We start from the raw sequence: 12,996 nt of genomic DNA on the forward strand, positions 1-12,996 counted from the left end.
GAACGCCCGCACGGCCAGTGAAGATCATTTTGCTGCACTGGGGTCATGGAGAGACTCTCGGCCTTTGTCCTGCGACGTAAGGGACTGGTCACGCTGCTCGCCGTCCTGGCGTTCTTCGTCGGCATGGGAGCGACCCCGATCGCGATCCAACGTCTGTCCGAGGTGTACGCCCACCCGGGCATGCCTGCCTTCGACGCCAACCAGGAAATCGTCAGGATCTATGGCAACGGCGGCTATCAGCGGCCGTTCGTGCCGGTCGTGGTGCTGCCCGATGGACAGCGTGCCGACGCGAGCAAGGAGGCGCTCGGGCGGGCCTTCGCCGCCGTGGCGTCCAAGCTGCCTCAGTCCCGCGTCGTGTCCTACGCCGACACCGGCGATCCCCGGCTGGTCGGCGGCGACGGCCGGACCACGTTCGGCCTGGTGTTCCCCGGAACCTACTCCGACGGCAGCCCGCCCGGTGGCGGCCTCGGCGAGACACCCGACCAGAGCCCGGTCATCATCGAGGCGATGACCCCGCACCTGCCGCCCGGCAGCATGATCCACGTAACGGGCCTGGACACCCTGGCTCCCAGCGTGGACGCGGGCGGTGTCGACGTGCCCGCCAAGATCGGTATCGGCGTTCTGGCCGCGGTGCTCGTGCTGTTCCTGGTGTTCCGCTCGATGCTCGCGCTGGTCCCGATCCTCGTCGCCGTCTTGTCGATCTTCGCGTCGTTCATCGTGATCCTGCTGCTCGCGCTGGTCATGACCGTGCACGATGTGGCGCTGACCACCATGCCGCTGCTCGGTCTCGGCATCGCGGTCGACTACTCGTTGTTGCTGGTCGCCCGATGGCGAGAGGAGCAGGCCAATGGCTTCCGCGGTGACGAGGCGGTGCATCGCGCCATGGCGGGAGCGGGCCGCGCGGTGCTGTTCAGCGGTGTCGCGGTCGCCATCGGGCTGGTGACCATGGTGGTGCTGCCAGTGCCGTTCCTGCGGAGCCTGGGCATCGCCGGCATGATTATCGCCACGATGAGCGTGGCCGCGACGCTGACCGTCCTACCGGTCCTGCTGGCCCTCGCCGGCCGGCGGCTCGACCGCCGCGCCGCGACCGGCAAGCGGTTCGCCCGCGAAGCGGACGCCGGCCGGGCCTGGTCGGCCTGGGCTCGCGGTGTCGTACGGCTGCGCCGGCCCGCCGCGCTGGTCTCCGGCGGCCTGCTGGTGGCACTGTCGCTGACCGCTCTCGGGGTCAACCTGGGCCTGCCGGAGAGCCGCCACCTCAAGACGACGGGCCCCGGCCACGACGGGCTGGTCGCGCTCACCAGTGCGGGCATCCCGACCGGTGTGATCACGCCGATCGACACCCTGGTCACCGGCGATCCGGCCACGGCGATCCGGCAGATCAAGCAGGTGGAAGGGGTGGCGACCGTGCTCGCGCCGGAATCGGCCGGCTGGCGGCGTCAGGGGTCGGCGGTCGTCTCGGTGCTGCCGGTCGCCGAGAACGGCACCCCGGCCGGCGAGGCCACCGTCACCAGGATCCGCGAGGCCGTGCCGGACAACGTCCGGGTCGGCGGCAACGCGGCGCAGAGCATGGACTTCCAGTCCCACACCTACGGGGCGTTCCCCTGGATGCTGGCGCTGATCGGGCTGGTCACGTTCGTCATGCTGACACGGGCGTTCCGCTCGCTGCTCCTGCCGCTCAAGGCGATCGTGCTCAACCTGCTGTCGCTCGGCGCGGTGATCGGCGCGATGGTGCTGCTGTGGCAGTTCGGCTGGGGAACCAAGGAACTCCTCGACATTCAGCCCACCGGCTCGATCGGCGAGTTCGTGCCGCTCACGATCTTCGCCTTCCTGTACGGGCTCAGCATGGACTACGAAGTGTTCATCCTGGCCCGCATGCGTGAGGAGTACGACAGGACCGGCAACACCCACCAGGCGGTCATCGAAGGCGTCGGGCGTACCGGCCGGCTGGTCACCTCGGCGGCACTGATCCTGTTCATCTCCTTCGCGGCTCTGGCCATGACCCCGGAACTCGACGTCAAGGTCTTCGCCAGCGGCCTCGCCCTGGGCATCCTGCTGGACGCCACGCTCATCCGCGGTGTGCTCGTCCCCGCGGTGGTGGCGATGATGGGCCGCTGGAACTGGTGGCTACCGGATTGGGCCGCCCGGCTCCTGCGGGTGCACCCCTCCCCGATGAAGGACGAGACGTCGGATCGCGTCCCCGCCCACGTCTGAACACGAAACGGCCACCGTCGCGGATCCGGTGGCCGTTTTCGTGCCGGGTTCAGACTGAGGTGAGCACCGCGGCGGAGTCGAAGCCACCAGAGCCGCGCTCCCCGCGCCGAATACGGCGGCTGATGTGCCCCGCGCCAGTCGCGGCCGCCGAGGGCAAGACGGAAGGCCTCGACACCTGACACGGACTGCCTCTGTGCCCGGTAGGGCTTGGTGTCCACCTCGGCAACGAACCACGGCGCTTCCTCGCGGAACGGCTCGTCATCCAGCGTGGTGCCGGTCGCCTCTCCGAATCTTCGGTCCAGCAGTCCACCGTCGCCCTCAAGTCCTCCGGCAGCAGTCAGAGCCGCCGCATATCCCTCGGCTGCCGCGCGGCCGAGAGTAAACCAGTGCGCCGTCAGATCGGTGGTGTATCGGCCGACGAGCCCGACGGATCGCGTTACCGATGTGGCTAGGGCGTTTCGGATCTGCTTATCGTCGAAGCCAAGGGCAACGGCTGTGGCGGCAGCTGCACCGATGGGGGCGGCGAGAATTGTTGGCCATACCCCGCTGTAGGCGCGGTGCGCTCCGTCGATTGCCGTGCCCAGGGCGATCGACGCCTGATCACCACAACAGTGGTGTCCGCCAAACCGGAGCAAGCTCAGACCGACGGTAGCCTCGGCCATTTGCGGCCATGACCCACCAGTCTCTTATGGCGGCGGCAGTACCGGTTGTGCTGTGCGCGAAGATGCCGCGACGGCGGCGCGGTGGCTGTTTATGGTGAGGCATGGCCTCCTCTGTTACGCCGCTGCGGCGGGTGAGCGATCGAAGCGAGCCGGAGCCCGCGCATGAGCCGCTGTGGCGGGAGGCGCTCGGTGAGTGCCTGCGGGGGATCCGCCACGAGCGTGGTGAGAAGCTGGCGGAGACGGCGCGGCGCGCCGGGGTCTCGCCGCAGTACCTCTCCGAGATGGAACGGGGCGTCAAAGAGCCGTCGAGCGAGATGATCGCCGCGGTCGCCGGGGCACTGGAGGTCACTTTGGTCGATCTGACCTCCGCCGTGACCGAGAACCTGCGGGCGGCGCAGGGTGGCCCGTCGGCGGGGGCCACGCTGCTGGCCGCCTAGCGTGGCCCGGCGGCCCCGGAGTCCGCAGCGCGCTCCCTGCGATCAGGTGCGCGAGTGCTCCTCGATGATCTGGTCGAGGAGCCCGTATTCCATCGCCGCCGTCGCGGTGAACACCCGGTCGCGGTCGGTGTCGGCGCGCAGCGTCTCGACGGTCTGGCCCGTGTGACGCGACAGGATGCGCTCGATGTCGGCCCGGACCCGCACGACCTCGTCGGCCTGCAGGATGAGGTCGGGGATCGCGCCGCGCCCCTGAGCGGCCGGCTGGTGCAGGACCACCCGTGCGTGGGGCAGGGCGGCCCGTTTCCCCTCGGCGCCCGCCGCGAGAAGCACCGCGCCCACCGCGATGGCCTGGCCGACGCAGGTCGTGGCGACCTTCGGGCGGATGTAGCGCATCGTGTCGTAGATCGCGAGCATCGCGCTCGGGTCGCCGCCTTCGCAGTTGATGTAGAACTGGATATCGGCGTCGGGATTGTCGGACTCCAGGAAAATCAACTGCGCGATGAGCGCGTTCGCGACACCCGCGTCGATCGCCGTGCCCAGATAGACGATTCGCTCGGTGAGCAGATGTGAATAAACGTCGAGAATACGCTCGCCACGCGAATTGCGGGCAATGACGTTGGGGATCGTGTATGTGCTCATCGGGCCGCTCCTTCGGTGACGCCGAAACCGAGCCGATGGTGGGCGAGCGGCGCGATCTCGCCGAAATCGCTGACGATCGAATCGATGAAGCCGTAGTCGAGCGCCTCCTGCGCTGTGTACCAGCGGTCATGCAGGGAGTCGTCGAAAATGCGCTCCACGGGCTGGCCGGTGTCCTCGGCGATGAGGCCGAGCACCGTGTCGCGTGTGTGGCGCAGGTCGCTGGCCTGTAGTTCGATGTCGACGGCGGTGCCGCCGATCCCGGCTGACCCCTGGTGCATCAGCACCCGCGCATGGGGCAGGGCGCGGCGTTTGCCCCGGGCGCCCGAGGAGAGCAGGAACTGGCCGGCGCTGTAAGCGATGCCCAGCACCAGCGTCGACACATCACACGGAATCAGCCGCATGACGTCACGGATCGCCAGCATCGACGGAACGGAACCACCCGGGGAATGAATCCACAATGCGATGTCAGCCGAGGAATCCTGCGTGGCGAGGGTTATCAGCTGCGTGGTCAGAAGTGTGCCGTTGTCGTCGTCGAGAGGTCCGTCGAGAACGAGCGTTCGCTGCTCGTAAAGCCGACGCCGCAGATGCACGTCGAACAGAGGGGCTTTCGATTCTTCGCTCATGCGTCCATCATGTGAGGCCGCCCAGTGCGATATCGACCCGATCCGCCTGCGGCGGATCCGCTCAGAGCAGCGTGGCCTATTTTAAACGGGTGAGTAATCGCTGACGACGTGCAGCGGCGGCTCGTCCTGTCCGTGGCCGCCGGTAAGCTGCGGCGATCTGGGGCTCGGTCAACCAGTCTTTGGCTGACCCAACACGTACCGGCCAACGCAGCACGCCCTTGGCGGTCGGGTCAACCACGGTGTGCGGAATGTTCGCCGAAGGTGCGATCGCCACCAACATGATGTCGTAGCTCGGGTTGCTCGCGCTTTCCAGCGGTTTGACGTCGAACAGCGGCATGGGGTGGACGCGAGAACCGATCGCGGCGGTGATCTCCCGCTTCTTCTGATCACTGATGTCCCACGTCCATCAGCCTGGAGGGCACCCCCTTGGTGTCGGCGATGCCGTACACGATGAGGCCGCCGAGGTGATTTGCGTACGTGGCCGCGTCGATGGCGATGTCGGTGGTATCGGCCTTCCCCGCATACTCGGGGGTCGAGATTGGCACATTGTCGTATTCAACTGTGTCGTATTCGCCTGAACTTCTCGGTGCGGCACGGTCAGTCTTGACGGTTTGGTCACAAAGGGCTCGCTGGATCGGGGTAATGGCTGGAATGGCAGGCATGCCCCTGCCTCGCCGCCGCGCCACTTCCGACGTCTCAGCATCCTTTCGGCGCTGGTGTTCTTGGGTGGCGTGCTGGCCCGGGTGACGGCCCTGGTGCCGCCGCGGCTCCAGGCGGACAACGAGGTCGGCTCCCCGGCGTCGCGGAACATTTACCTCGGCCTGGTCGGCCCGTCCGGATCGGGGAAGTCTTCGGCGTCGCGGCGGCGGGCGTCAAAGGAGACTCGTCTTTTCACGCCCGCAGGCGTCTTCGCAGAAACATAGTGACTAGACGAATACGAGAGAGGATTCGAGGGCATCGAAGTAGTGCTCAGCGAAGAGCTTCGCGGTCAACTCGCCGCGGCTGCTCACGCCCACCTTCTCGAAGACGGACTTGATGTAGTCGCGTACGGTGTGCGTGGACAGGCGAAGCTCGGTGGCGATCTCCGGTGTCGACAGGCCGCAGGCAATGCCCCGCAGAACCTCGCGTTCCCGGGTGGTCAGCCCGTACGCCTCCACGATGATCGGTGCGACTTCTGCGCTCTGCGCCTGCTCGATCACGACGGCGATCGGACTGTCAGGGTTGGTCTCGTCCATGCAGGAGGCGTGCAGCACGACCCATCGGCCGTCACGATCTCTGCAGCGTAGCCGGGCGGGCCCGTCCTCGTAACCCAGGCCGACCGCCTGCGCCTGCGATACCAGCCCCAGCAGACTCGCCTGCGTCTGCCACATCGCCTGGTGCTCCGACAGCAAAGACCACGGCTCCTCATTGAGGTCCAGTCCGTAGATCTGGCGCAGCCAGGCCTTGGCGTGGAGGTTGGCCGACATGAGCTCGCGCCTCGCGTCGAAGAGGAGCACGCCGGGTGCCGGGAGCGTGTCGATCGCCCGGGCCGAGGGTGAGTGTGGCAAGTTTCTCGCGCGTAGTGCGACGCCGACGGTGCGTGAGATGGACGTCAGGAGCTTCAGTTCGTCCACGTCGAAGGCCGGATGTCCCTTCTCCCGGTACAAGAAGGCGAAGGCCCACGTCGTGTTGCCGGTGCGGAAGATGATTCGCGCCTCGTCGTCGTATCCCTGCGGGCGCAGGATCTCCCGGTAACGCGGGCTGCGCGCCGGCTTGCCGTCGGTGGCGATCCGCAGCGACCCGGCCGGCTCGGGCCGCCGTGCCAGATTGCGGATGGGCAGCACGTCGTTGCTGTGGAACTCGTTATCCCAGAACTGCTGGCATAACGAGTGGTCCATGTGTTCGATCCGCCCAACGGAGGCCGCGAGCAGCGTCGCGGGATCGACACCGAACCACACGGAGCCGTCGAACGGGACGGCCTTGCGTACTTCGGTGCTGACTGCGGCCAGGAACTCGTCCGCGGTCGCGCAGTGTGCGTTCGCGTGCCGGATCGACGCCACCAGGCGGGGGGCGATTGCAGTCCCGGTCATGTCAAAGATGGTAATCCTTGGATCTTTCCCGTACACCCCCTCAATTGAGGGGAGTTCATTACCCCAAAACCCACGGTTGAGGGATACCTGTTTTCGCTCGACGGCCCGAGAGTTGATCCCGTCACGTTGAGCGGCCTGGCGCGCCCGGCCGCGAGATTGACACTGCGCGTAATTCGATCTCCCCTCCCCCCATCTCCTAGTTCAGATTTACCGATCTTTAGCCTCGGGCTCCCATCCTGCTGGGCGCACGAAACATCGAGGCTAGGAGAGGCCTCAGCACTATTCCCCACCCGGTCATCGACCGTCAGCTACAACCGGCTACCAACGAAAAGAAAGTGGCCGGGAAAGGCTTAGATCGCCGCCTTGGAAACAGGCCGCACGTCCTGGACCGCGGTGCTGGACGCGGTCCGGCTCGGCCCCCTCACGATGTGGCTATCCTGCCGCGCCCATCTCACCCGTGGATGGGCCCTACTGGCCCTGGGACGCCCCGAGGCTGCCACGGATCACTTTCGCAGCGCCGAACAATTGCTTTCCTCCACGAAAGCAGAGGGCGAGGAGAGAGCCGCCTGGCTTTGGGTCGATATGGCCAACGGTTTTGAACATGCCGGATGCCACGCCGCCGGGATGAACGCCTACACAAATGCGCTCGCACTCTACGACCTCTAACAGGCCTACGGTCCTTCCGCGTAGGCGGGCGTGAATTCAGTTGGGGAAGACACCCAGTCCAATTCATTTCTTACGCACGGTAAACGAGGTGCTGGAGATTAGCGGGAGATATCCGCCAGACACTCAGGCAGGCGACGAGTTGCCGGGTCGACTACTTGGACGAGTTCATGCGCCGATGTGTACGCGCGGGTCGTCACGCCGATCTGGCTTGACGCCGCGCGTTTGCCCGGCGAAGCGATGATGCTGCGCAACCTCCCGTTATGTAGGCGGCCCCTGGTGCAACGCCCGGGCCGCCAGATGTGCCCAGTCGCGGATTGCGGAGATGACCGGGTCCGTGTCGTCCTGGTGCCGCCAGGCGAGTGCCACGCCCGAGACGTGCTCAGGCCGGGAGAGCCAGACGAACCGGACGCCGGGATGGTGAGTGAGGGTGTACGGCTGCGGCAGCAGAGCCACTCCCTGGCCTTCGGCGACCAGGCCCATGAGCATCGCCGTGCTGGCCACGTCCCAGGCGACGGTCGGCACGAATCCCTCGGCGATACAGGTCTGCATGGCCGCGTTGTACACACTCTCACCGATGTCCCGGCTGTACATCACGAACGATTGCTCGGCGAGTTGGGCGAGCCCGCGCGAGTCGTCCCACTCGAAGGAGTCCGGGATGGCGGCCACCAGCCGGTCGCCGTACAGGAATGACAACCTCAGGTCGTTGGTCGAGGCCGTCGGCGGGCGGAGTATGCCGAGTGAGAGGTCTCCGCTGAGGAGCCCGTGCTCCTGCTCCCGGGTGTGCAGCACCCGCACCTGGACGGTGGTGAAGGGGAACACGTTGGCGAACGAGGCCAGCACCGTGGGCAGCAGGTCGACGATCGCGGACTCGACGCAGCCGATGACCACGGAGCCACTGGTACCCGAGGCCTGTACGGCGACCTGAGCCGCCTTCTCCGCGGCGCCGAGTACGCGGCGGGCCTCGATCAGGAAGGCCTGGCCCGCCCGGGTCAGCTCCACACGGCGCGAACTGCGGACGAACAGGTCGATGCCCAGCATGGACTCCAGCGCGCGGATCTGCCGGGTGAGCGGCGGCTGGGAGATGTGCATGCGCTCGGCGGCCTTGCTGAAGTGCAGTTCCTCGGCGACCGCGACGAACAGACCGAGCTGGTGAAGGGTGAAGTTCAGTGCCATCCGGCCGGTCCTCTGGCTTGTTCACTTCAGTGCTTCGAGAGAGTCCACCACAGGCATGGATCGACCGCAATAACGATCTGCCAGGTCAGGACGGTATCGATCGGGCGAGGAAGAGTATTGGACCTGCTCTGAACCCCGCCCGCAGAATGTCCAGAAAGCGGCCACCGGGTGGCCGGACGGAAAGGAGCGTTTGGGGAGTGCGGCAACTGACATTGTGGGAGTCCCTCGGCGAGGCCGCTCACCGGTCCCCGGACCGGGTCTACTGCTCGTTCGGGGACACGGACGTGACCTTGCGCGAGTTACGGGCGCGGGCCGTCGACATGGCCGGTCGGCTGGCCGCGTCGGGGGTGGCTCGTGGCGATCGGGTCGCGGTGATGTTGCCGAACTGCCCGGCGCACCTGGACCTGGTGATGGGACTGCTCGCCCTTGGCGCCGTGTACGTCCCGCTCAATGTAAGGGCGAAAGGTCCGGGCCTGGCCCACATCCTGGCCCAGTCCGAGCCGGTTCTGGTGGTCGCCGACGAATCGACCAGGGAGGCTCTCGGCGCGGCCGTCAAGGACTCCGGCTGGTCGGGCGCGCTGCACTGGCTGGCCGGCTCCGCGCGGCTCTTCGGCGAGAGCGCCTCGCTCCCGCCGGACGTGGAGCGATCCGTCCACGACGTGGTGAGCATCAGCTACACCTCGGGCACCACCGGCCCGCCCAAGGGCGTCAAGGTCACCGACGCGATGCTGCGGGTGTGCGCCGGCGGAGTGGCGACCGCCACCGACGCCGAAGACGGCGACGTGTACCTGATGTGGGAGCCCTTCTTCCACGTGGGCGGTCTCCAGATGCTCTTCCTGGCGTTCCTGCGTGACGTCCGCCTGCACATTCTGCCCCGGTTCAGCGCGTCGCGCTTCTGGGACCAGGCCCGAGCCTGCGGCGCCCGGCACATCCACTATCTCGGCGGAGTCGTGCAGATCCTGCTGCGCCAGCCGCCGAGCCCGGATGACCGGGATCACTCGGTGCGCACCGCCTGGGGCGCGGGGGCCACGGAGGAGACCTGGCGGGAGTTCGAGCGCCGGTTCGGGGTCCGGCTGCGCGAGGTGTACGGGCTCACCGAGAGTTCCAGCATCAACACCGTCAACGTCCAGAGCCGAGTCGGTTCGATCGGCCGGGCCATCCCCGGCTTCGACGTGCAGGTCGTCGACCAGGCGGGCACACCCGTACGGCCAGGCGAACGCGGCGAGATCAGAATCCTCGGCGTGCCCGGCGCCATGACCCCGGGCTACTTCCGCAACGAGGAGGCCACCGCCGCCCTGCTCCGCCCCGGCGGCTGGCTCTACACCGGCGACCTGGCGACGGCGGACGAGGACGGCTATCTGTACTTCCTCGGCCGGATGACCGACAACGTACGGGTCGGAGGCGAGAACGTCTCCGCCTGGGAGGTCGAGTCGGTGGCGAGGGCCCATCCGCAGGTCGCCGACTGCGCGGTCGTCGGCGTCAAGGGCGAGGTGGGCGAGCAGGACATCCTGCTCTACGTGCAACGCGTCGCCGGCCCGGAGGTGTCGGAGCAGGAGATCGTCGACTGGTGCCGCAACGGCCTCGCGCCCTACCAGGTGCCGCGGTACGTCGCGTGGGTCGAGGAATTCTCACGCGGACCGTCGATGCGGATTCTCAAGGACAGGCTTGCGGCGACACCTGACGGCGCCTGGGACCGAGTTGTGGCGGAGGTACACCGATGCGGACGCTGATCGTCAACGCCGTGCTGCTCGACGGAACAGGGGCCGATCCTGTTCCCGGCGCCAGCGTGCTGGTCGAGGGGGACCGGATCGTCGAGATCGACGTGACCGGCACGGCCAGGCGCCCGTCTGCCGACCTGGTCGTCGACGCCGGCGGCGGCACCCTGATGCCCGGCCTCATCGACCTGCACGTGCACTTCCTGGGATCGTCCCAGACGGCATCCTGGACGGAGATCGACAAGACCCTGTACGGCGTGGAGCAAGGGCGGCTCGCCCTGGACGCGGGGATCACCACGGCACGGGACGTCGGCGCCAAGGAGCAGTCGATCTTCGCCCTGCGGGACCACTTCGCCGACGGCCGGCTCGACGGCCCGCGGGTGCTGGCCTGCGGGGCGATGATCGCGATGACCGGCGGCCACGGCTCCCCGTTCAACACCCGCGAGTGCGACGGACCGGACGAGGTCCGCAAGGGCACCCGCGAACAGCTCCGCGCGGGCGCGGACTGGATCAAGATCTCCGCCACCGGCGGCGCGGCCACCGCCAACGAGAAGATCACCTCGGTCCAGTTCGACCCCGAGGAGATGCGGATGGCGGTGCACGAGGCCACCAAGGCCGGCAAGTACGTCTGCGCCCACGCCCATGCCGCGCTGGGGATACGCCAGGCCGTTCAGGCCGGGGTGCGGACGATCGAGCACGGCGTGTTCATCGACGACGAGACGGCTGCCGTCATGCTGGAGCACGGAGCATGGCTGGTGCCGACCCTGTCGGCGTATGTCGCGATCGTCGAGCAGGGGCCCGCGTTCGGCATCCCCGCCTACATGCAGGACAAGGCCCGGATGGTGACCGGCCTGCACGTGCAGAGCGTGGCCCGGGCGTATCAGGCCGGGGTTCCGATCGCCTTCGGCACCGACGCGGCGGGCCGGTACAACCCGATCGGCCGATCGGTCGTCCGGGAGGTCGAGTTGCTCACCGAGGCGGGCATGCCGCTGGCGGAGGTGGCGCGATCCGCCACGAGCGTCGCGGCCGAGGCGCTGGGCATCGCCGACACCGTCGGCACCGTCGAGGTGGGCAAGCGCGCCGACCTCATCATTCTCGCCGGCGACCCGTTGCGGACCGCCGGCGCCTACCGATCCGTCTCCTTCGTCATGAGCGGCGGAGTGGTCAAGAGAAGGCTCGCCTTCGACCGCTAGCCCTGCCGTTCGTACGGCCCTGGCCGTCGTTCTCCCCCCTGTCTCACACCTGATGGGTGATAGCCATGTCCATAAGAACCACGATCGCCATCATGGGCGTGACTGTCGCGCTCCTCCTCGCCGGCTGCGGCAGCGGCGGCGGAGAAGAAACCGGAGAGGCCCGGAACGAACTCAGGGTCGCGATGGCGGTGATGCCCAAGGGCCCCAGCCTCGACCCCATGCTCACCACCTACGGCAACCCCGAGATGGCGAACCTGTACGACGGCCTCACGGCCATCGACGCCGACGGCCGGATCGTTCCAGGCCTGGCCACCGAATGGAAGTCCGTCGACCCCACCACCTGGCGGTTCACCCTCCGCAAGGGGGTGAGGTTCCACAACGGCGAGGAGTTCACCGCCGACGACGTGGTGTACAGCTTCGAGCGGATGAAGGATCCGGCCAACGAGTCCACGCAAGTCACCCAGATGGCGTACCTGGCGGGCGTGAAGAAGGTGGACGACTACACCGTCGACCTGATCACGGCCCAGCCGTACGCGCCCTTGCCGGCTGCCGTCCGGGTTCAGCTGCGTATCGTGCCCAAGGACTACATCGAGAAGGTCGGGAACGCGGCCTTCGCCAAGGCGCCGGTGGGGACGGGGCCCTACAAGTTCGTCGAGTGGGTCCAGGACCAGCGCATCGTGCACGCGGCCAACGAGAACTACTGGGCCGGTGCGCCGAAGATCAAGAAGATCACGTACTTGAGCGCTCCCGAGGCGTCCACTCGCACGTCGATGCTGCTCGCGGGCGAGGCCGATCTCATCGAGGCGGTGCTCGACACCGACGTCAAGCGCATCGAGTCCGCCAGCGGCAAGCAGATCGTCCGGGCGGATACCGCCTACATCAACTACATCGGCATCAACGCGCTCAAGCCGCCGTTCGACGACGTTTGGGTCCGCCAGGCCATGAACTACGCGGTGGATGTCGAGACGATCATCAACAGCGTGCTGGGCGGCAACGGGACGCTGCTTCCCATCTCGAACTCGACCAACCATGCCGGGTTCGACCCCGAGCTCAAGCCGTACCCCTACGACCCGGACCGGGCCAAGGCGCTGCTCGCTGAGGTCGGGTTGGGCGCGAACATTCCGCCCCAGGTAATCGAGGTCGGGCAGGGGCGGCAGCCGTACAACGCCGAGGTCGCCCAGGCCGTCGCCGGCTATCTCACCGAGGTCGGCATTCCGACGACCGTGAAGGTGATGGAGTCGGCCGCCCAGTTCGAGCGTTACGTCGGCGGCAAGGCCGACAGCCTCGCCTACAACGGCATGACCTCCTTCGCCCTCGACTCCGACGCCATCTTCACGCTGATGTTCACCGACGGCTCTCGCGGCAGCCAGTACTTCGACACGTCCAAGACCAGCGATCTCGCGCTGAAGGGGCAGGGGGCCGCCGACCCCGCCAAACGGGCGGAGATCTACCGCGAACTACAGCAGATCATCCGCGAGGAGGCGCCGCACATCTTCCTCTTCCAGACCATCGACGTCTACGCGGCCAGCGACCGTCTCGTCTGGGACGGGCCGGTGGCGACACGCGAGATGCCGTTTGCGACGGCGTACTTCAAGTGACCGATGCCCA

The 12,996-nt window shown here is 67.4% G+C and carries 12 protein-coding genes and 1 pseudogene; 6 read left to right on the forward strand and 7 right to left on the reverse strand.

Translation table 11 applies throughout. The annotated features are described in order from the left end of the window. Positions 1 to 45 precede the first annotated feature (45 nt). The gene (locus KIP79_RS19275) at positions 46 to 2,211 is read left to right on the forward strand and encodes an MMPL family transporter (protein ID WP_214106229.1); all 2,166 of its coding nucleotides are present in this window, start codon (positions 46 to 48) and stop codon (positions 2,209 to 2,211) included. Between the two features lie 290 nt (positions 2,212 to 2,501). On the opposite strand, the pseudogene KIP79_RS50095 reads toward KIP79_RS19275, so the two are convergent. Further along, a pseudogene (locus tag KIP79_RS50095) lies at positions 2,502 to 2,873 on the reverse strand (MmgE/PrpD family protein); the annotation flags it as partial. Between the two features lie 131 nt (positions 2,874 to 3,004). Between KIP79_RS50095 and KIP79_RS19280 the strand changes: the two are divergent. After that, on the forward strand, positions 3,005 to 3,310 hold the full coding sequence (locus KIP79_RS19280) for a helix-turn-helix domain-containing protein (RefSeq protein ID WP_308169790.1): 306 nt from the start codon (positions 3,005 to 3,007) through the stop codon (positions 3,308 to 3,310). 42 nt (positions 3,311 to 3,352) lie between these two features. On the opposite strand, the gene KIP79_RS19285 is transcribed toward KIP79_RS19280, so the two are convergent. From KIP79_RS19285 to KIP79_RS19305, 5 genes are all read right to left on the reverse strand, one after another. Further along, positions 3,353 to 3,949, reverse strand: coding sequence for a ClpP family protease (locus KIP79_RS19285; protein WP_214106231.1), 597 nt, complete (start codon positions 3,947 to 3,949; stop codon positions 3,353 to 3,355). After that, positions 3,946 to 4,572 (reverse strand): ClpP family protease, encoded by a 627-nt coding sequence (locus tag KIP79_RS19290; protein WP_214106232.1) that lies wholly within the window; start codon positions 4,570 to 4,572, stop codon positions 3,946 to 3,948. Before KIP79_RS19290 ends, KIP79_RS19285 begins: the two co-directional genes overlap by 4 nt. Positions 4,573 to 4,648: 76 nt before the next feature. Further along, the gene (locus KIP79_RS19295; protein ID WP_214106233.1) at positions 4,649 to 4,909 is read right to left on the reverse strand and encodes a hypothetical protein; all 261 of its coding nucleotides are present in this window, start codon (positions 4,907 to 4,909) and stop codon (positions 4,649 to 4,651) included. Positions 4,910 to 4,958: 49 nt separating this feature from the next. Then, positions 4,959 to 5,234 carry a hypothetical protein gene (locus tag KIP79_RS19300; protein WP_214106234.1) on the reverse strand — a complete coding sequence of 92 codons (276 nt, stop codon included), beginning with the start codon at positions 5,232 to 5,234 and terminating at the stop codon, positions 4,959 to 4,961. Positions 5,235 to 5,498: 264 nt separating this feature from the next. Beyond that, a complete protein-coding gene (locus KIP79_RS19305) occupies positions 5,499 to 6,641 on the reverse strand; it encodes a helix-turn-helix transcriptional regulator (protein ID WP_214106235.1) in 1,143 nt (380 codons plus the stop codon). Positions 6,642 to 7,034: 393 nt separating this feature from the next. Between KIP79_RS19305 and KIP79_RS19310 the strand changes: the two genes are divergently transcribed. Next, a complete protein-coding gene (locus tag KIP79_RS19310) occupies positions 7,035 to 7,307 on the forward strand; it encodes a hypothetical protein (RefSeq protein WP_214106236.1) in 273 nt (90 codons plus the stop codon). Positions 7,308 to 7,565: 258 nt separating this feature from the next. On the opposite strand, the gene KIP79_RS19315 is transcribed toward KIP79_RS19310, so the two are convergent. Next, positions 7,566 to 8,480 carry a LysR family transcriptional regulator gene (locus KIP79_RS19315; RefSeq protein ID WP_214106237.1) on the reverse strand — a complete coding sequence of 305 codons (915 nt, stop codon included), beginning with the start codon at positions 8,478 to 8,480 and terminating at the stop codon, positions 7,566 to 7,568. 197 nt (positions 8,481 to 8,677) lie between these two features. On the opposite strand from KIP79_RS19315, the gene KIP79_RS19320 reads away from it, so the two are divergent. From KIP79_RS19320 to KIP79_RS19330, 3 genes are all read left to right on the forward strand, one after another. Beyond that, positions 8,678 to 10,210 (forward strand): AMP-binding protein, encoded by a 1,533-nt coding sequence (locus KIP79_RS19320; RefSeq protein WP_214106238.1) that lies wholly within the window; start codon positions 8,678 to 8,680, stop codon positions 10,208 to 10,210. Further along, on the forward strand, positions 10,198 to 11,388 hold the full coding sequence (locus KIP79_RS19325) for a metal-dependent hydrolase family protein (RefSeq protein ID WP_214106239.1): 1,191 nt from the start codon (positions 10,198 to 10,200) through the stop codon (positions 11,386 to 11,388). The genes KIP79_RS19320 and KIP79_RS19325 overlap by 13 nt, the downstream gene beginning before the upstream one ends. A 92-nt stretch (positions 11,389 to 11,480) precedes the next feature. Then, entirely contained in the window at positions 11,481 to 12,986 is a 1,506-nt protein-coding gene (locus KIP79_RS19330) for an ABC transporter substrate-binding protein (RefSeq protein WP_214106240.1), read from the forward strand. Positions 12,987 to 12,996: the final 10 nt, after the last annotated feature.

Source organism: Acrocarpospora catenulata, assembly GCF_018476525.1.
Classification (GTDB): Bacteria; Actinomycetota; Actinomycetes; order Streptosporangiales; family Streptosporangiaceae; genus Acrocarpospora; species Acrocarpospora catenulata.

Bases quoted from the DNA above. Each gene is read 5' to 3' on its own strand.
- KIP79_RS19275 (WP_214106229.1), top strand. From the start codon at position 46: ATGGAGAGACTCTCGGCCTTTGTCCTGCGACGTAAGGGACTGGTCACG.
- KIP79_RS19285 (WP_214106231.1), bottom strand. From the start codon at position 3,949: ATGAGCACATACACGATCCCCAACGTCATTGCCCGCAATTCGCGTGGC.
- KIP79_RS19290 (WP_214106232.1), bottom strand. From the start codon at position 4,572: ATGAGCGAAGAATCGAAAGCCCCTCTGTTCGACGTGCATCTGCGGCGT.
- KIP79_RS19295 (WP_214106233.1), bottom strand. From the start codon at position 4,909: ATGCCGCTGTTCGACGTCAAACCGCTGGAAAGCGCGAGCAACCCGAGC.
- KIP79_RS19300 (WP_214106234.1), bottom strand. From the start codon at position 5,234: ATGCCTGCCATTCCAGCCATTACCCCGATCCAGCGAGCCCTTTGTGAC.
- KIP79_RS19305 (WP_214106235.1), bottom strand. From the start codon at position 6,641: ATGACCGGGACTGCAATCGCCCCCCGCCTGGTGGCGTCGATCCGGCAC.
- KIP79_RS19315 (WP_214106237.1), bottom strand. From the start codon at position 8,480: ATGGCACTGAACTTCACCCTTCACCAGCTCGGTCTGTTCGTCGCGGTC.
- KIP79_RS19325 (WP_214106239.1), top strand. From the start codon at position 10,198: ATGCGGACGCTGATCGTCAACGCCGTGCTGCTCGACGGAACAGGGGCC.
- KIP79_RS19330 (WP_214106240.1), top strand. From the start codon at position 11,481: ATGGGCGTGACTGTCGCGCTCCTCCTCGCCGGCTGCGGCAGCGGCGGC.